Annotated in this window: 16 protein-coding genes; 7 read left to right on the forward strand and 9 right to left on the reverse strand. The window is 60.4% G+C overall.

The window, feature by feature from the left end:
• Nucleotides 1-754: 754 nt before the first annotated feature.
• From HED64_RS16750 to HED64_RS16765, 4 genes are all read left to right on the forward strand, one after another.
• Nucleotides 755-1924 carry an SH3 domain-containing protein gene (locus HED64_RS16750; protein ID WP_168153124.1) on the forward strand — a complete coding sequence of 390 codons (1170 nt, stop codon included), beginning with the start codon at nucleotides 755-757 and terminating at the stop codon, nucleotides 1922-1924.
• A 2-nt stretch (nucleotides 1925-1926) separates the two neighbouring features.
• The gene (locus HED64_RS16755) at nucleotides 1927-2583 is read left to right on the forward strand and encodes a hypothetical protein (RefSeq protein WP_168153125.1); all 657 of its coding nucleotides are present in this window, start codon (nucleotides 1927-1929) and stop codon (nucleotides 2581-2583) included.
• Between the two features lie 255 nt (nucleotides 2584-2838).
• Entirely contained in the window at nucleotides 2839-3198 is a 360-nt protein-coding gene (locus HED64_RS20100; protein WP_168153126.1) for a YraN family protein, read from the forward strand.
• Nucleotides 3195-4745 carry a YifB family Mg chelatase-like AAA ATPase gene (locus HED64_RS16765; protein ID WP_168153127.1) on the forward strand — a complete coding sequence of 517 codons (1551 nt, stop codon included), beginning with the start codon at nucleotides 3195-3197 and terminating at the stop codon, nucleotides 4743-4745. The genes HED64_RS20100 and HED64_RS16765 overlap by 4 nt, the downstream gene beginning before the upstream one ends.
• On the opposite strand, the gene HED64_RS16770 is transcribed toward HED64_RS16765, so the two are convergent.
• From HED64_RS16770 to HED64_RS16785, 4 genes are all read right to left on the reverse strand, one after another.
• Complete coding sequence (locus tag HED64_RS16770; protein WP_168153128.1) at nucleotides 4742-5404, reverse strand: ABC transporter permease; 663 nt, start codon at nucleotides 5402-5404, stop codon at nucleotides 4742-4744. The two genes, HED64_RS16765 and HED64_RS16770, sit on opposite strands and share 4 nt — an antisense overlap.
• Complete coding sequence (locus HED64_RS16775) at nucleotides 5401-6117, reverse strand: ABC transporter permease (RefSeq protein WP_168153129.1); 717 nt, start codon at nucleotides 6115-6117, stop codon at nucleotides 5401-5403. Before HED64_RS16775 ends, HED64_RS16770 begins: the two co-directional genes overlap by 4 nt.
• Nucleotides 6114-7181 (reverse strand): ABC transporter ATP-binding protein, encoded by a 1068-nt coding sequence (locus HED64_RS16780; protein ID WP_168153130.1) that lies wholly within the window; start codon nucleotides 7179-7181, stop codon nucleotides 6114-6116. Before HED64_RS16780 ends, HED64_RS16775 begins: the two co-directional genes overlap by 4 nt.
• Nucleotides 7182-7321: 140 nt before the next feature.
• Nucleotides 7322-8254 carry an ABC transporter substrate-binding protein gene (locus HED64_RS16785; protein WP_168153131.1) on the reverse strand — a complete coding sequence of 311 codons (933 nt, stop codon included), beginning with the start codon at nucleotides 8252-8254 and terminating at the stop codon, nucleotides 7322-7324.
• 329 nt (nucleotides 8255-8583) lie between these two features.
• On the opposite strand from HED64_RS16785, the gene HED64_RS16790 reads away from it, so the two are divergent.
• From HED64_RS16790 to HED64_RS16800, 3 genes are all read left to right on the forward strand, one after another.
• A complete protein-coding gene (locus HED64_RS16790) occupies nucleotides 8584-9876 on the forward strand; it encodes a DNA-processing protein DprA (RefSeq protein WP_168153132.1) in 1293 nt (430 codons plus the stop codon).
• Nucleotides 9877-9946: 70 nt separating this feature from the next.
• Entirely contained in the window at nucleotides 9947-10930 is a 984-nt protein-coding gene (locus tag HED64_RS16795) for a tyrosine recombinase XerC (RefSeq protein ID WP_342590758.1), read from the forward strand.
• A 135-nt stretch (nucleotides 10931-11065) separates the two neighbouring features.
• Nucleotides 11066-11569 carry a DUF3145 domain-containing protein gene (locus HED64_RS16800; RefSeq protein ID WP_168153133.1) on the forward strand — a complete coding sequence of 168 codons (504 nt, stop codon included), beginning with the start codon at nucleotides 11066-11068 and terminating at the stop codon, nucleotides 11567-11569.
• A 245-nt stretch (nucleotides 11570-11814) separates the two neighbouring features.
• Here HED64_RS16800 and fabF read toward each other — a convergent pair whose 3' ends face one another.
• The 5 genes from fabF to HED64_RS16825 form a co-directional block, all read right to left on the reverse strand.
• On the reverse strand, nucleotides 11815-13053 hold the full coding sequence (fabF, locus tag HED64_RS16805; RefSeq protein WP_132357853.1) for a beta-ketoacyl-ACP synthase II: 1239 nt from the start codon (nucleotides 13051-13053) through the stop codon (nucleotides 11815-11817).
• A gap of 250 nt (nucleotides 13054-13303) precedes the next feature.
• Entirely contained in the window at nucleotides 13304-13549 is a 246-nt protein-coding gene (locus HED64_RS16810) for an acyl carrier protein (RefSeq protein ID WP_132357851.1), read from the reverse strand.
• A 98-nt stretch (nucleotides 13550-13647) separates the two neighbouring features.
• Entirely contained in the window at nucleotides 13648-14703 is a 1056-nt protein-coding gene (locus HED64_RS16815) for a beta-ketoacyl-ACP synthase III (RefSeq protein ID WP_132357850.1), read from the reverse strand.
• A gap of 14 nt (nucleotides 14704-14717) precedes the next feature.
• Nucleotides 14718-15641 carry an ACP S-malonyltransferase gene (locus HED64_RS16820; RefSeq protein ID WP_168153134.1) on the reverse strand — a complete coding sequence of 308 codons (924 nt, stop codon included), beginning with the start codon at nucleotides 15639-15641 and terminating at the stop codon, nucleotides 14718-14720.
• Nucleotides 15642-15718: 77 nt separating this feature from the next.
• Nucleotides 15719-16984 carry a PucR family transcriptional regulator gene (locus HED64_RS16825; RefSeq protein WP_168153135.1) on the reverse strand — a complete coding sequence of 422 codons (1266 nt, stop codon included), beginning with the start codon at nucleotides 16982-16984 and terminating at the stop codon, nucleotides 15719-15721.

The raw sequence follows: 16984 nt of genomic DNA on the forward strand, positions 1-16984 counted from the left end.
ATGAGCTGCCGCATGTGCTGGACTTCAACCGGATCCTTTTTGACGACGCTCACCACCGGCAGAGGGCTGCACGATAGTGAGGCCAACGAGGGCGGCAATGCATCGTTCAGACAATCGGACTAGTCGGTTCCGCCAGCCTCCGATACCAACGCGCTTCGATTCACGCTACACGGCACCGATAACGGCCCAGAATTTGACGTCTACGAAACTGCAGCAGCGCCGGAAACGGCTGACGGGCTCGTTTATCGGCCGCGCTGTGCGAGCCACGGCTTCCCTCAGGTTTTTGGCCCCACAAGCTGCCAGGTGATCGCGACCCGACCTTTGATTGTTCCACCGGCGAGCGCTCCCAGCTCAATGGAGTTTCTGCCTCCGCGGTCGTACACGCACCGCATCTACGCGAGATAAAGCGACAGGTGACCAGGCGAGTAGCACGAGGGCGCTCGCCGGCGAGGTGCTGCAGGTACGTCACTAGCGGAGATAGTCTCAACTTCTTTCGAAGTGACGATCGGCATCATGCGGCTACGAATTTAATTAAATTAGATTGATCAGTTGCGTCACCTTTTCTCTAGTCATGGACACTACTTCGATGAGAGCATAAATCAATCACTCGTCGTTAATGAGCGCAGGGCATCGTCTACTGGTGTTTTGCTTCGTCAGCCGAGGGTCGTATGGAGCATCTCGTGACCGCTTCGGTAGTGCGCGGTCTTTTGTGAACCTTTATTTGACGGGGGAGATTCGATTGCCGAAGCAGCGAATGATCACGGCATTGGTACTGGCCATCGTCGTGACCGGTAGTGGTGCTGGGGTCCACGGGATTGTGGATGCTCATGCCGCGGAAGTGTCGCGAACCTTACCGCCAGGAAGCGCGCCAGTGACGCTAGCAGCCCTCGGCATTGGCGCGACGACGGTCAAACTGACGAAAGTCACCACGAACAATCTGAACCTGAGATCTGGCAGAAGCACCTCCTCAGCGGTGATATTGACGATCCCGCAAAACACGAAACTGAGCATCACCGAAGTCATTGGTGACTGGAGTAAAACGACACACAAGAACAAATCGGGGTGGGTGTCATCGGCCTATCTCAAGAATGCACCGGCCACCACGCCAACTGCGGTCAAGAAGATCACGACCAACAATCTAAATCTTCGCCAAGCCAATTGCACTTCGTCGAAGATTTTGCTCTCGATCCCCAAGGGCACCACCATTTCGGTCACATCAACCAGTGGAACTTGGAGCAAAACCAGCTACAAGAGTCGATCTGGCTGGGTAGCAAGCGCCTACCTAAAAAATGTCACGGGGAGCAAGCCGCCGACAAAACCTTCGCTTAGCTACCGCTGGACAACGGCCAACGTGAACGTGCGAAAGGGTAACCGCACACATTACGCGAGCCTCGGAGTAGTTCCGTTTAACGAACGGGTGACCTATATTTCCAGTTCATCGGGCTGGTCAAAGGTCAAAACTACGAAGGGGACGGGCTGGATCTCCAGCAAATATCTGAAGACCAATGAGCAATACGCGGTGTCGGTATATGGCACGCTGCGAAAGGGCCAATCGGCGTACCACCTGCTGCGGGGACGCACGGTAAAGGAAAGCACCACCAAACTCTCGGCATTCAACATGTACCTCAAGCCAAACCAAACCTGGTGGTCATTCATCGTTCCCACAACAACAAAATCACGCACCGTCGTGGTGGAGCGCATGGACATCAAACCCGAAAGCTACAAGAGTGCGCTAGCTTCCCTCGACAAATGGGAACGGTATGACGCCAATAAGCCCCTGGCGGACCAGAATTACAACCGCAAGATTGTCACCGACATCAACGGCAGAAAGTCCTGGGCCTACCTTGGTGGATCCAAGATCAGCAAATACCTGACCCAGAATGGAATTCGGGTTAATTCCGGCGACTACCTGAAACGGTACTGACGATGAAAAATCACAGCAGAAAAATCAGCCCACTGAACTCGGGTTTATTGGTGCTAGCCATTGCCGCCGTCGGTGTCGGGGTTGCGACAGCAGCCAGTGGCAACATCTGGCAGAGCCCATCTGGTCTTGACGTTGGAACGCCCGCGGCGGGCACCCATCCGATGACCGGAGCGGAAGTGAAGGTGGATCGGTTCGACAATGTTGAAAAGGCCGCCGGAGAAATTGCGGGTCTTGTTGATGAATCTACCGAAAAGACCTACTTCACGATCCAGGTCACTCATGCCGAACTGGCGGATCGGTGTGATGCGCGTGTTGGAGCGGGCCAGCTTCGTCCCACGAGAACAAAGTTTCTCATCCTTGATGTTAAGGCCAGCCTAGCGAGCTCCGTGTCTGAGAAGGTCGGAGAGAAAACTGGGGACCTCTACATGCCGCTGGTCGCCGAGGCCTTCTCCATCACTACCGGCAGCGGGGAGGTACGCAAAAACCTCACCTCCGAAACAGCGTGGGGGTGTCTGGATGATTCGGCGCTACTTCCCGCGGTGGTAAATCCCGGGCAGAGCGTTCGAGGGAAGGTTGTTCTTGATGTCGCCGATGTGAGCGGCAAGGTCGCCTACGACCCCGAAGGAAACGGCGGTTGGTCCTGGCCCTATGGAGGGTAGCCAGAACAAGTAGGTGAAAGCCGAAAACAGGGCGCTGTCGATGAGAATCACGTCTCATCGGCAGCGCTGCGTTGGTTGTGTGCCCAGGAGCCTACGCTGAATGATGGCGCTCGCCGAAGGATCGCCGTGCGTTATCAACAGCACTGCGGGTCAGTCGAGCTCCGTGGCACCACGGCACCCACGCTAAGAGAAATCAAGTTAGCGGTCCGACTCCGGACGACCGGGTGGGCCGCATCTCTCAAGGGGCGTGTGCACGTGAATCACAACCAAGAGCTCGGCGCTGCAGGTGAAGAGCTGGCAGTCGTGTATCTCACCAACGCTGGCTACACGGTGTTGAGTCGCAACTGGCGCTGCACCGTGGGAGAACTGGACATCGTGGCCGAGAACTCCGGGCAAATCATCGGCGTGGAGGTGAAGACCCGCTCGTCATTGGGCTTTGGGCATCCGGCCGAGGCGGTAAACCCCGTGAAGCTGCGCAGGATCTCCCGACTAGTGCGTCGGTGGTGCGCTGCACACCGCAGGGATCCAAATACAGCGCGCGTGGATGTGATCGCTATCCTTATGGCCCCGGGACGGGATCCGGAAATCGAACACCTGATCGGCGTGGAGTCATGAGCCTGGCGCGGACTCTTGGCATCGGCCTGAACGGGCTCAACGGCCAACTCATTGAAATCGAAGCCGACATTGGCAACGGCATTCCCGGATTCATCCTGCTGGGGTTGCCCGATGCTGCACTGAACGAGTCACGGGAACGGATTCGCTCGGCGGCACGCAACTCGGGCTTACCCATGCCCAACCGGCGCATCACCGTAAATCTGACACCCGCCACCATGCACAAACGAGGATCCGGCTTCGACCTCGCCATCCTGTTGGCCACCCTTGCCGCCGATCGGTCGATCACGCTACCTGCCGATATTGTGTATCTGGCGGAGCTGGGCCTTGATGGATCACTGCGTCCGGTAGCCGGGGTGCTGCCGGCGGTCATGGCCGCCGTGCGAGCCGGCTACCCGAGAATCGTGGTCGCGGGCGACAACCAGGCCGAGGCGGAACTGGTGGCGGGAGCCCAGGTGCGCTCCTATGCCCACCTTTCACAACTACTTGCCGATTACGGGGCCGACCCGGCCGACCTGAAATTTCGTGCCCGACACCATTCCCCGCGACCGCGAAATACCGATTGGGGTACGAGGCAGTCCGGGGCGTTGGATCTTGCCGAGGTCATCGGGCAGGGACAGGGACGCTACGCGTTGGAGGTTGCGGCCGCTGGCGGCCACCACCTATTGCTCACCGGCCCGCCGGGCGCCGGAAAAACCATGTTGGCCGAACGCCTACCCGGGCTGCTCCCGGATCTGGGCGACACCCAAGCGATGGAAACCACCGCGGTGCATTCCCTGGCCTCAGGTGGCGGCCTGATCACCGCACTGATCCGCCGCCCGCCCTTCGAAGCACCGCATCACAGTGCCTCAATGGTTGCCCTGATCGGCGGGGGCAGCGGCATCCCGCGGCCCGGAGCTGCGTCCCGTGCCCACCGCGGTGTCTTATTCCTGGATGAGGCTCCCGAGTTTTCGGCGCAAGCGTTGGATGCATTGCGCCAGCCCTTGGAATCTGGAGTGCTCACCATTCACCGCGCTGCAGGCGCCGCAACGTACCCGGCCCGCTTTCAACTGGTGATGGCGGCGAATCCGTGTCCCTGCGGACGAAACCTGGGTAAGGGTACCGATTGCACCTGTACCCCGATGCAGCGCCGCCGTTATTTGGCCCGGCTTTCTGGTCCGTTGCTGGATCGGATCGACATGCAACTCTTTGTTCCTGCTCTATCGGCCCGTGAGCTCGCTCTGCGGGCCCCGGCAGAGTCATCGGTCCTGGTGGCTGCCAGAGTTCGTGCCGCACGCTCAGCGGCCAGCGAGCGGTTGCAACGTTGGGGCTGGGTCACCAATGCCGAAGTCAGTGGCGCGGTGCTGCGCCATGAACTGTCTTTGCCGTTGGCCACGACGGCCGGATTGAATGCGGCCGCCGAATCTTTGCGGCTTAGTGCCCGCGGGCACGACAGGGTATTGCGGATCGCGTGGTCAATCGCCGATCTGAATGAGCATGCGTGTCCCACGACCGACGATATCGATGTGGCGATCCAGCTACGCCAACACGGCAAGGGTGACGTGGGCTAGCGTGAAACCAGGCGGCGGTCAGGCGATAGCACGCGGGCCAGTAGGGCCAACAGCCCATCGAGAACCAGCGCCAAGGCCGTGACCAGGACGGCACCGACCAACACCTGCCCGTAGTCGTACAAGGCCAGCCCATCGAAGATATAACGCCCCAGCCCACCCAGATTGACGTAGGCGGCGATGGTCGCCGTGGCAATGACTTGCAGGATGGCGCCGCGCAGCCCGCCCAAGATCAACGGGAGAGCCAGCGGAAGTTCAACTTGGAGGATGATGCGTGAGTCCTTCATGCCGATGGCTCGGGCGGCATCCACCACCGCTGGCTCCACATTGGCAACACCTGCATACACGCCAGCCAAGATCGGGGGTACGGCAATGAGAACCAGTGCTATGACCGGAGGCAATAACCCGACGCCCATCAGGAGGACCAGAAGTGTCATGATGCCCAGGGACGGCAGCGCTCGCAGGACGTTGGAGGCCGAAACGAGGATCACCTTGCCCACGCCGGTGTGCCCAATGAAGACCCCCAGCGGGACGGCGATGATCGATGCGGCGAGCACGGCTAGGAACGAATACCAGAGATGTTCTCCGAGTCGCGCGGGGATTCCGGCTGTGCCAGTCCAATTTGCTGCATCACCGAGGTAGGAGAGCATGTCGTTGATCATGAGCTCACTCCTTCAGTGTTGGCGCCGGTGCTAATGCTGGGGTTCCGCGGTGCGTTATTCGTTGACGATTTAGCAGTCGCTCCCTGATGGAGCCAGGGGGTGGCCAGGCGTGCACCTACGGCAATGAGTCGGTCCAAGATAAGCGCGAGAATCAGGATCATGATGATTCCCGCCAGGATTTGGTCCGGGTAGTTGCGTTGGTAGCCGGAAACGAAAAGCTGTCCCAGCCCGCCAACGCCGATGACTGCGCCGACGGACACCAGCGACACGTTGGTTACCGCTGCCACTCGGGTGCCTGCGGCCAGCGGACCCAGTGCCAGCGGAAGGTCAACAAAAACGCGACGGCGAGCCGGCGAGTAGCCCAGCGCTTCGGCGGCACTGAGTACCTCGGGGGCTACAGCATCCAACGCGTCAAAGACCGTGCGAACCAGCAGCGAGGACGAATACAGGCTCAGGGCGATCAAAACATTGAGTGGGTCAAGGATCTGGGTGCCGATCAGCGAGGGGATCACCACAAAGAGCGCGAGTGACGGGATGGTGAAAACGGCGCTGGCGATGGAGGTGATGACGGCCCTGCTGCGCGGCCGATTTCCAAAGATCAGCCCAAGTCCTAGCGCGAGCACCACACCGATCACCGTCGGAACCAGGCTCAGGTACAGGTGAGCAGTGGTTAGCTCCCAGGTCTGGGGAAAGTTGGCCAGTAGCCAGTTCATGAGCTAACCCGCGTTGCCTTGCTCAGTAGCGGCTGAAGGTCCGCCAGAGTGAAGTACGAGCCGATGTTTCCATCGTGATCGGCCAGCAGTGCGGCGGACGAGGGGGAGGCGAGGACGGCATCAAGCCCCGTGCGCAGAGAATCCCCGGGCCGTATGATCGGCTGCGGTGCCGAGCGGACTGTGACGCCGTCACTCCAGCACACGGTTGCGGCGTCATGGTTGATTTCGGCGCTGAACCCGTTGCCCAGTGTGGGCAGGTGAATGCGGCCGGCGGTGTCGGGAGCCGGAAGCTCGGTGGTGGATAGGCCGGTCAGTGATTCGAACGACAGGGCGCGGAAGCCACGGTCCTTGGAAACGAGGCTTGAGACAAAGTTGGTGGCTGGTCGGGTGAGGATGGATAGTGGATCGGCATATTGCTGTAGCACCCCGCCCGGTGCCAATACCGCGATCTTATCTCCGAGGGTCAGCGCCTCGTCGATGTCGTGGGTGACCATCACGATCGTTTTCTTGATCTCGGCTTGCAGGCGTTGAACCTCCTGCTGTAGCTCGAGCCGAACGATCGGGTCAACAGCGCTGAACGGCTCGTCCATGAGCAAGATCGGTGGGTCGGCGGCAAGCGCTCGGGCCACCCCCACGCGCTGCTGTTGTCCGCCGGAAAGCTGGGCGGGGTAGCGCAAGGCCAGGGACGCGTCGAGCCCCACCCGTTCAAGGGCTTCATAAGCCTTGGCTCGGGCCTGAGCCTTGTTCAGTCCCAGTAGGCGCTGAACGGTGCCCACGTTATCTAAGACCGTGCGGTGAGGGAAGAGCCCAGCATTTTGCAGCACGTAGCCGATGCCCAGACGCAGGGTTACTGCGCGAATACCCGAAACATCCTGCCCATCGATCAGCACCCGTCCGGAGCTGGGGGTGACCATTCGATTGATCATGCGCATCGATGTTGTTTTGCCGCAGCCGCTGGGTCCGACGAGCACCGTGAAGGATCCGGTGGCGATCTCTAAATTGAGCTCATCCACCGCCCGAGTTCCCCCGGGATAGCTCTTGGATACTGATTCAAAGGTGATCATGGGTGGCTCGTGGCTCCTGGGCGGTGGCTAAATGACGCGGAATTTCGGCTCCCAGATGGTGGGTTCCCACCGGCGGGTAAGCCGATCCGCACGACATTCGAACACTTGTTCTAGTGTTCGAATGTCGTGCGGTAGGGCAACTACTTGCTCAGCAGGCCCTGATCCGTCAACCAGGTGATGGCTGCCTGCTGGGGCTCCACCTTGGCATCACCGGAGACCTGCTCGTTGAGCTTGATCAGTTCCGAGGTGCTCAGCTTTGCCGAGATCGCATCGATGGCTTTTTGCGCTCCATCATCCAACTTCCCGGCGGCTGCCACCGGAACTACCTGCTGGGCTGGGAAGTTATTCTTCGGATCCTCGAGTACTACAAGATCGTTGGCCGGGATCGCGGTGCTGGTGGTGAAGATGTTCGCCGCGGTGACCTTCCCATCAAGCAAGGCCTTCACCGTGGCCGGGCCGCCACCATCGGAAATGGGTTCGAACTTCGACGGAACGAAACCGTAGTTTTTCTCTAGTCCCGGTAGCCCCACGGCACGCTCCTTGAATTCCGGCGGTCCAGCCATGACGACTTCGTCATTGTGTGCGGCCAAATCGGCAATGCTCGTGAGCTTCCATTTCTCCGCCGTGGCACGAGTGACAACTACCGCATCCTTATCTTCTGCCTCAGCAGCGGTGAGCATACTCAAGCTCTTGCTCTCCAGGGCCTTCGGGAGCGCACTAAGAATCGCCGCGGGGGTCGAAACATCCGCCGACGGGTCAATAAAGAGCAATAGGTTCCCGGTGTAATCCGGGATCAGGTCGATCGAGCCGTCGGCAAGCGCAGGAATGTAGGCTTCGCGCGAGCCAATGTTGAATTTCGTCTCCACCGTATAGCCATTGGATTTCAGCGCTTCGGCGTAAAGATTGCCAATGATTTCCGACTCCGGGAAGTTCGCCGAGGAGACGGTCACCGTGCTGGAACTCGCGCCATCCTCACTCGGAGTGGCCGCCGTGGGATTAGAGCAACCAGCAAGCACCAGCGAGCCGGCCACCATGGACAGTGCCGCAAAAAGGGGTAACTTCATCTTCGTCATCTGTCAGGCCTAATTTCGTTGAGAAGGATCATTGCCAAACCGTCCGCCCGAGGGCGAGATCGCCGCGGAGCGGGGCTAAAACCATCGTTACCCATGTGAGTGCCCACAAGCAACATCTTCGCCCCCGCGCGCCGCACACATCAACATCACTTACCCACACAACATGCGCCCGTCTTGGGTAGGGCGTTGAGTCGATCCACAGTCAGTACGCACCCCGTGCAGGCTACAGGGTTAGCGCGCACACGCTAGAGGCAGCAGCACTCGCCCTAGGTAACGCAAGCACACACCGCGCTACACGGGATCATCCCAGCCGGAAGCCACCAACACCCATGAACAAGCAACACGCCGAGACCCTTGCGCGAGCCGGGCTCAGCCACATCATCGAACCCAATGACCTCACCGGCTCCGCACTCGTTCAAGTCGCCGGTGCACCTGAGGCCTACCGAATCATTCGCGAACACAGCGGCCCGGCCCCAGCCAATGAACAGCAACAGGTAGCAGAACTTCTCGACGCCAACGGCGCCAACCGAAGCTCGCTACGCCTTGACGCCGGACTTGAACGCTGGAGAGCCCGAGCCGCCCACGCCGACCCCGAATCGGACCTCAAATGCATGAATGACCTAGGGGGAGGATTGCTTACCCCAGCAAATGAAAACTGGCCCCTCGGCTTCGAAGCCCTCGGACTAGGAGCACCGCTGGCCCTCTGGTATCGCGGCACCGGAAACCTGCGCATCCTGCGTGATCCAGCCCGCCTCGTCGCGATCGTCGGATCACGCGACGCAACAGAGTATGGGCGCACCATCACCGCCGAAATCGTTCAAGGACTCCGAGCGCGCGGCCTTTGCATCGTCTCCGGCGGCGCCTATGGGATCGACGCTCAGGCACACCAAGCCGCGCTCGCCGAGAGCGGTCCGCCACTGGGGGTTGATGACCCACCGTCCACCTCAACCATCGCCGTCATGGCAGGGGGACTGAACCGGTTCTATCCATCCGGTAATGACGAGATGCTCCAGCGCGTACACAACCACGGCATACTCATCGCGGAGGTCGCCCCCGGCGCAACACCCACACGCTGGCGCTTTCTGCAACGCAATCGGCTCATCGCCGCCCTGTGCGCCATCACCATCGTCACCGAAGCCCGCTGGCGCTCCGGAGCACTGAGTACCGCGCACCACGCAGCAGAAATGGGCCGCGACGTCGGAGCCACTCCAGGATCGGTATTCTCTGCCAACTCCGCTGGCTGCCACCGACTCATCCGTGAGGGCGCAGCAACCTTGGTCACCGACGCCGCAGAAGTCATCGAAATGCTCACCACAGCCCAACGTCCGCCCGAACTTTCACCGGGGATAGCGCAACGGCAGGGGAGAAGCGAAAGCGCGGAAGATGCCCGTGATTATGATGGCCTGCCCGTGCAAGACCTCTTGCTCCTTGACGCCCTGCCCCTACGCAGCCCCCGTACCGCAGACCAGCTTGCCGTTTTGGCCGGATTGGGGATGGGATCCATCCTCGGCGGACTTTCCCGACTCTCCGCCCGCCACTTAGCAGAACGCACCGGCAACGGATGGATACGGCGCTTCCCCCGCGGACCCGAACCCCAACGCGGAGCACCAAGCGCACCCTGAATCCCAGAACCCGCGAGGCAACCGGCGTGGCTTCATTGCAGGAAGCATCCCGGGGGGAGAAAGTGGATACGTGTCAGAGCCAATCGAACAAAAAAGCGAATCCGTAGAGATCCCTACCGAGCTCAACAACGCCCACAAGGGCTTCCTGCGCTACATGGAGCTAGAACGCGAACGCAGCGAACATACGCTCCGCGCCTACTCAAGCGACATCACCAACCTTTACGCCTACGCGATCCCACGCGGTGCCAGCAACCTTGCCGGCCTAGACCTCACGCTCCTGCGCTCCTGGCTCATGGAATTGCAAGAGACCGGACTCGCCCGAGCAACCCTCGCCCGACGCTCCGCCACCATCCGCAGCTTCCTCAGTTGGGCAGTACGCGAAAACTTCATCCAGACCAACCCAGCGATCCGCCTGCAATCACCCAAACGCGAACATCGCCTGCCGCACATTCTGCAAAACAATCAAATAGAACGCATGTTTCAACCCACTGCTCCAGCACCCCCGCAATCCGAGGGCAAAAACTCCGAACCCAGCCTCGAACAGCTCGCGCTCGCCGATAGAAACAAGCTGATCTTGGAACTGCTGTACGCCACGGCCATTCGAGTGGGAGAGCTGGTCTCCTTAGATATCAACGATCTGGATTTGGACCGGAGAACTCTGCGAGTGATCGGTAAGGGAAACAAGGAACGCACCGTCCCCTTCGGGCAACCGGCCCTGCACGCGATTGATGATTGGCTTCGACGAGCTCGACCGGTGTTACGAAGCGATCGATCCGGTACCGCCCTGCTGCTGGGTTCGCGCGGAGGGCGCCTAGATGCTCGCCAAGCTCGCCAAGTGGTCGCAGACGCCCTTGAAGCGCTGGGGGACACCGCTGCTCGCGGACCTCACGCTTTACGCCACACTGCGGCGACACACCTGCTGGACCGAGGTGCGGATCTTCGTGCGGTCCAGGAGATTTTGGGGCATTCCTCGCTGGCCACAACGCAGCTTTACACACATGTCTCGGTGGAACGACTCAAGGACAGCTACCAAAAAGCCCATCCGCGAGCATAGCGACGGAAGACATGATGGGAAACCGCTGGCCGAACGTCGTATAATCGTGGAGAATACTAGAGAGGACTAGCAACATTCCGCATTGGTGCCTGTTGACGTTGGGGAAGACGTAACAACAGCTCATCGGAGGAAAGCATGTCTGACGCACTGACCAGGGGCGTACTTTTCGTACACTCAGCCCCCTCAGCGTTGTGCCCGCACATCGAATGGGCCATCGGTTCCGTTGTTGACCAGCGGACCGATTTGCACTGGACGGAGCAGAACGCCGCCCCGGGTATGTCCCGGGCCGAAGTGAACTGGACCGGGAAACCCGGGACCGGTGCACTTTTGACGTCTGCTCTTCGAGGCTGGGCTCACCTGCGTTACGAGGTAACCGAGGAAGCCAGCGCAGGCGTTGACTCCAGTCGGTGGTCCCACACCCCAGAACTGGGCATCTTCCACGGCACCACCGACGCGGCCGGAAACATCATGGTTTCCGAAGAACGCATCCGTTGGGCCTACGAAAAGGGCGCCGGAGATCCTGCCATCGTTTATCAGGAACTCTCCATCGCACTAGGTGAAGCCTGGGACGAAGAACTCGAACCCTTCCGCTATGCAGCAGAAGGCGCTCCGGTGCGTTGGCTGCACCAGGTGATCTAAGACCAACACCTTTTTCAGCACGTCGATCTGGGATCCGCAAACACTGCAGCCAAACATCGTAACCAGTGGAGATACCAACGGGTAGATTTATCACCGGCTGAAATATCTCCTTGTGGGTATTCCCCCCATCCTGAGCAATCCGGTTGGTGACGCAAAAGCTACAGCAACAAAAAATGAGTCGGGGCCAGCAGTTTTCACTGCTGGCCCCGACTCATTGGCGTTCAGGTGCATCCTGAACTTATGACTTAGACGCTGCGGATCGCCACCACGGCATTGTGTCCACCGAAACCGAACGAGTTGTTCAGCGCAACGATGGAGCCCTGCGGAAGTTCGCGGGGCGTGCCCACAACAACATCCAACGGGATTTCCGGATCCTGGTTCTCCAAGTTGATGGTGACCGGAGCCTTGCGGTGGTATACGGCCAACACGGACAATACCGACTCAACCGCGCCCGAGGCACCCAGCAGGTGACCCATCTGGGACTTGGTGGCAGAGACACAGACGTTGTCCAGGTGCGATCCCAGTGCCGCACGCAGCGCGGTGTACTCCGGCTTGTCGCCAACCGGGGTGGAGGTGGCGTGCGCGTTGACGTGCACCACATCTTCGGGCTGAATCAGACCGTCAAACATGGCAGCCTTCAACGCGCGAGTTGCGCCCAGGCCCTGCGGGTCCGGGGCGGTGATGTGGTAAGCATCGGCCGTGACCGAGGTGCCAGCCAACTCGGCGTAGATGGTTGCGCCACGCGCGATAGCGTGTTCCTCGGCCTCGAGGACCAGAGCGCCGGCGCCTTCGCCCATGACAAAGCCATCACGGTCGATATCGTACGGACGTGAAGCGTGCTCCGGGTCGTCATTGCGCTTGGACAGCGCCTGCATGGCAGCGAAGGATGCCATCGGCATCGGGTGGATGGCCGCCTCGGCGCCACCACACACCACAACGTCAGCCTTGCCCGAACGGATCAATTCCAGTCCAATGTGCATGGCTTCGGTTCCCGAGGCACAAGCAGAGACTGGAGTATGCGCTCCGGCGCGGGCACCGAGGTCCAAGGAAACAGCCGCGGCGGGGCCATTGGGCATCAGCATCGGTACCGTCATCGGCAGGACGCGGCGCGGGCCCTTTTCCTTCAAGGTGTCCCAGGCATCAAGCAAGGTCCAGACCCCGCCAATACCCGTGGCGAAGGCAACTGCCAAACGGTCGTGGTCAACTTCCTCGATACCCGAATCCTTCCAGGCCTCGCGAGCAGCAACCACCGCGAACTGGGTGGAGGGGTCCATGCGCTTCATCTCAACGCGGGACAGTACCTCGGAGGCCGGAGTCGAAGCCTTGGCAGCGAACTTCACGGGCAGGTTGTAGGTTTCAACCCACTCATCGGGCAGGGTGTGGGCACCCGAGACACCCTTGAGCGCGTTGGCCCACAGGGTCGGGACGTCTCCGCCGATCGGGGTGGTGGCACCAAGGCCGGTGATAACAACTTTGCGGGCCATGTTGAAACTCTCTACTGGGTGGGACGAAGCGGCTAGCGAAGCTAGCTGGAAATCCTCGCATCGGATCCGGTGACAAAAACACCGTTTCCGGATTGGATCATAAAACTAGGGTTCGGTGACTAAACCGAAAATACTGATTGGTGGGCGTAGCGCCCGCACCAACCAAAAAACAATCGGCGATGATGCTCCCTTGGAAGGTGCGCTCGTAACGAGAACCCCTTCCAAGGGGAGCATGCATCAAAGACCAGACTTAGGCCTGTGCAGCAGCGATGAAGTTCACTGCATCTGCAACGGTCTTAAGGTTCTTGACCTCTTCGTCCGGGATCTTCACGTCGAACTTTTCTTCGGCGTTGACGACGATGGTCATCATCGAGATGGAGTCGATGTCCAGATCCTCGGTGAAGGACTTGTCCATTTCAACAGCTTCGGTCTCCAGACCGGTCTCTTCGTTGACGATCTCGGCCAAGCCGGCCAGAATCTCTTCGTTGCTAGCCATGGTGGCTCCTTTTCTATGTTTGCCGGTAACAAGCCCGACGACTATGCGGACCACAGGTGCGCGGTCCGAATGATGGGTTGAATCCCTGAGACTAAAGCCTAGGGCAGGACAACAACCTGAGCGCCAAAGACAAGCCCGGCGCCAAATCCAATTTGCAGAGCGAATCCACCGGAAAGCTCGGGGTTCTCTGTGAGCAGACGGTCCATGGCCATGGGGATGGAAGCAGCAGAGGTGTTCCCGCTCGTGGCGATATCGCGGGCGATAACCACAGATTCGGGGAGTTTAAGCTGCTTGGCCATCTCATCGATGATTCGCATGTTGGCCTGGTGGGGGATGAATGCCGCAAGATCGGCGGCGGTGAGGCCGGCCTTCTCCAGCGCAAGCTTGGCCATCTTAGCCATTTCCCAGACGGCCCAACGGAAGACCGTCTGGCCATCCTGGCGAAGGGTCGGCCACAGCGTGGCCTCGGTGGCCGCCATCAGGGAGGCGCCTTCCGGGGACGACTCGGCCTGCAGGACAGCATCGCGCAGATCAAGCTGTGAGTGGGTCATGCCGATGGCGTTCCACTTGGAGCCGTCCGAGCCCCATACCGAGGGGGAGATGCCGGGGATGTCCGAGGGACCAATGATGACGGCGCCTGCGCCGTCGCCCAGCAGGAAGGAAATGGTGCGCTCGTGATTGTCGATGACGTCCGAAAGCTTTTCGGCGCCAACCACCAGCACATACTCGGCCATACCGGAACGCACCAGGGCATCGGCCTGGGCGACGCCGTAGCAGTAGCCAGCGCAGGCGGCAGAGATGTCGAACGCCGGTGCCGGGGTTGCCCCAATGCGATCGGCCAAGGCAGATGCGGCCGACGGCGTGGCGTATGGGAAGGTCACGGTCGAGATGATGACGGCGCCAAGCTGGCTGGCTTCGATCCCGGCCGAGGCTAGGGCAGAACGTGCTGCTCCCTCAGCCATGTCCAGCAGCGAAGTATTAGCATCGGCGCGGGTCCGGGTCACAATGCCCGTGCGCTGCTGGATCCACTCATCGGAGGAGTCGATCCACTGGCAAACGTCCTCGTTGGTGACAACGACGTCGGGGCGGAACGATCCCACACCGTGGATGCGGCTGAATTCGCGAGCCGTGGTCTGATTCATCACTGCAGTCATGATTCGGGGACTTCCTATGCTTGGGTATGTTCGAGAACGAAGGCGCGAGCGGCTTCGAGATCTTCGGGGGACTTCAGCGCGAGAGTGGGGATGCCCTTCAAGCCGCGACGGGCAAGGCCCACGAGAGTTCCGGCCGGCGGCAACTCAATGATGCCGGTGACGCCCTGTGCTGCGAGTTGTTCCATGCACAAATCCCAACGGACCGGGCGTGAAACCTGCGCGACCAGAGACGCGAGGTTCTCAGTGCCGCCGGCTACCGGCTGTCCATCAAAGTTCGAAAGCAACCCCGTGGTCGGGTCATGGGCGACCAAGGAACCGGAAAGTTCCTCAAGCACAATAACGGCCGGGGCCATGTGATGGGTGTGGAATGCTCCGGCGACCTTTAGCGGAATGACCCGAGCCTTAGCCGGAGGATTGGCGGCAAATGCCGCAATCTGCTCCAGCGTGCCAGCGGCCACGATCTGTCCACCGCCGTTAGCGTTGGCCGGGCTCAGTTCAGCGGCCAGGATTGCCGCATTGACTTCCTCAGCGTCCCCGCCCAAGACGGCAGCCATGCCGGTGGGAGTTGCCGCTGCGGCCAGCGCCATGGCATTGGCGCGTTCACGCACGAAGACCATCGCGTCTTGTTCGGAAAGGGCTCCGGCTAAGGCAGTCGCGGTGATCTCGCCAACCGAGTGTCCCGCAACGATCGAATTCTGCGGCAGTGAATCGCCGAACAGCGCTCGGGCCGCGATCAGGCCGGCGGCCACGATCAATGGCTGGGCCACCGCCGTGTCCTTGATGGTCTCTTCATCGGAGACCGTCCCATGGGCGGTCAGATCGCGCTCCGTGATGGCGGAAAGTTCTGCCAGGTGTTCGGAAACACCGGGAACTTCAAGCCACGCAGAAAGGAATCCGGGGGTCTGGGAGCCCTGTCCAGGGCACACGATTGCTAGCACTATTCCAGCTTTCCAAAGTTATCGCTCGCGACGGCTGTTTTCGCACACCGACTTGACGGCATGGTTTTGTAGGAAGTCTACAAGGCGGTTGAGGCCTTCCGCGGCACCGCATGCCGCGTTTCGGGCATGTTTTCCGACGCTTCGGTATCTAAACGACCGACCACCAAGGCGGTCTGGAGCACAAAGGCTTCACGCGGCACCAGCGGATCCCACCCCGTCACGTCGCATACTCGTTTGAGTCGGTAGCGCACGGTGTTGGCGTGGACAAAGAGCTCACGAGCCGTGCCTTCCAGCGAATGACCGAGTGAAAGGTAGCTCGAGAGTGTTTCAAGCAAACCGTTGCCGGCCTTGATGAGCGGGTTGAAGATGCCAGCGACAAGGGCTTGGCGGGCCTCCACGTCATTGTTCATGACACGTTCGGGCCACAGATCGTCCGCGTCTACGGGGCGCGGAGCAAGTGGCCAGGCCTTGGCCGCGGCGATCCCTGCAAAGGCTGCCTTCGCGCAGGTCGAGGCCTCTTTGAGGGTGGGGGCCAGGGGGCTGTAAACCACCGGTCCGTCACCGAAGAAGGAAGCCAGCCGATCGAGTCCGGCACGGTCCGCCTCCACACCACCGAGCATCAGAATGGCACGTTCACCGTGGACACCGACCAAGGAGTCTCGGGCATATCGTGCGGCGGCTCGACGGAGTTCACTCACAAATCCCACCTGTGAAGACGCTGGGGTGGCGCCAATCATCACGAGGATGTTTTCGTGAGATTTCCAGCCGACCGCGGCGATGCGTGAGCGCAGGGAATCCTGTGATTCGCCGCGCATCACCGCGTCCACCACCAGTGCCTCAAGGCGTGAATCCCAGGCGCCACGGGTCTCTGCGGCGCGGGCATATACGTCTGCTGCAGCGAAGGCGACTTCTCGCGAATAGCGCAGCACTGCCTCGCGCAATTGTGTGTGTTCGGCCTCCGGTGCGATGTCCGGAACCTGAGACTCGACAACTTCGACGATGGTGCGAATTAGTTGGAGAGCCTTTTGCAGACTGATCGAACGGGTGAGCTCCGTGGGAGCCGCGCCGAATACGTCGTTGAGTACCCACTGGGGTGAGGTGGTGGGTCGCTCATACCAAGAAACAAAGGAGGCAATTCCCTTTTGCGCTACGAGACCGAGGGCTGCGCGTTCTTCGGGAAGTAGACCCCGATACCAGGGCAGTGACTGGTCAAGATGTTTCAGTGCCACGGTGGAGAGGACGCCCAAATGCTGTTTGAGCCGTTTGAGGGTTTCCGGGCTCGCTTTTGCTTGCCGGAATGGTCGAATCCTTTGTGTTGGATTCGACGTTTGCTCATTACTCAT

Origin of the sequence: Paeniglutamicibacter terrestris (assembly GCF_012271785.1) — a bacterium.
GTDB lineage: Bacteria > Actinomycetota > Actinomycetes > Actinomycetales > Micrococcaceae > Paeniglutamicibacter > Paeniglutamicibacter terrestris.

What these genes read in the sequence shown, in the direction of transcription:
- HED64_RS16790 (WP_168153132.1), top strand. Translation starts at nt 8,584, where the DNA reads ATGAACAAGCAACACGCCGAGACCCTTGCGCGAGCCGGGCTCAGCCAC.
- HED64_RS16780 (WP_168153130.1), bottom strand. Translation starts at nt 7,181, where the DNA reads ATGATCACCTTTGAATCAGTATCCAAGAGCTATCCCGGGGGAACTCGG.
- HED64_RS16810 (WP_132357851.1), bottom strand. Translation starts at nt 13,549, where the DNA reads ATGGCTAGCAACGAAGAGATTCTGGCCGGCTTGGCCGAGATCGTCAAC.
- fabF (WP_132357853.1), bottom strand. Translation starts at nt 13,053, where the DNA reads ATGGCCCGCAAAGTTGTTATCACCGGCCTTGGTGCCACCACCCCGATC.
- HED64_RS16770 (WP_168153128.1), bottom strand. Translation starts at nt 5,404, where the DNA reads ATGATCAACGACATGCTCTCCTACCTCGGTGATGCAGCAAATTGGACT.
- HED64_RS16825 (WP_168153135.1), bottom strand. Translation starts at nt 16,984, where the DNA reads ATGAGTAATGAGCAAACGTCGAATCCAACACAAAGGATTCGACCATTC.
- HED64_RS16765 (WP_168153127.1), top strand. Translation starts at nt 3,195, where the DNA reads ATGAGCCTGGCGCGGACTCTTGGCATCGGCCTGAACGGGCTCAACGGC.
- HED64_RS16775 (WP_168153129.1), bottom strand. Translation starts at nt 6,117, where the DNA reads ATGAACTGGCTACTGGCCAACTTTCCCCAGACCTGGGAGCTAACCACT.
- HED64_RS16815 (WP_132357850.1), bottom strand. Translation starts at nt 14,703, where the DNA reads ATGACTGCAGTGATGAATCAGACCACGGCTCGCGAATTCAGCCGCATC.
- HED64_RS16755 (WP_168153125.1), top strand. Translation starts at nt 1,927, where the DNA reads ATGAAAAATCACAGCAGAAAAATCAGCCCACTGAACTCGGGTTTATTG.
- HED64_RS16785 (WP_168153131.1), bottom strand. Translation starts at nt 8,254, where the DNA reads ATGACGAAGATGAAGTTACCCCTTTTTGCGGCACTGTCCATGGTGGCC.
- HED64_RS16800 (WP_168153133.1), top strand. Translation starts at nt 11,066, where the DNA reads ATGTCTGACGCACTGACCAGGGGCGTACTTTTCGTACACTCAGCCCCC.
- HED64_RS16750 (WP_168153124.1), top strand. Translation starts at nt 755, where the DNA reads ATGATCACGGCATTGGTACTGGCCATCGTCGTGACCGGTAGTGGTGCT.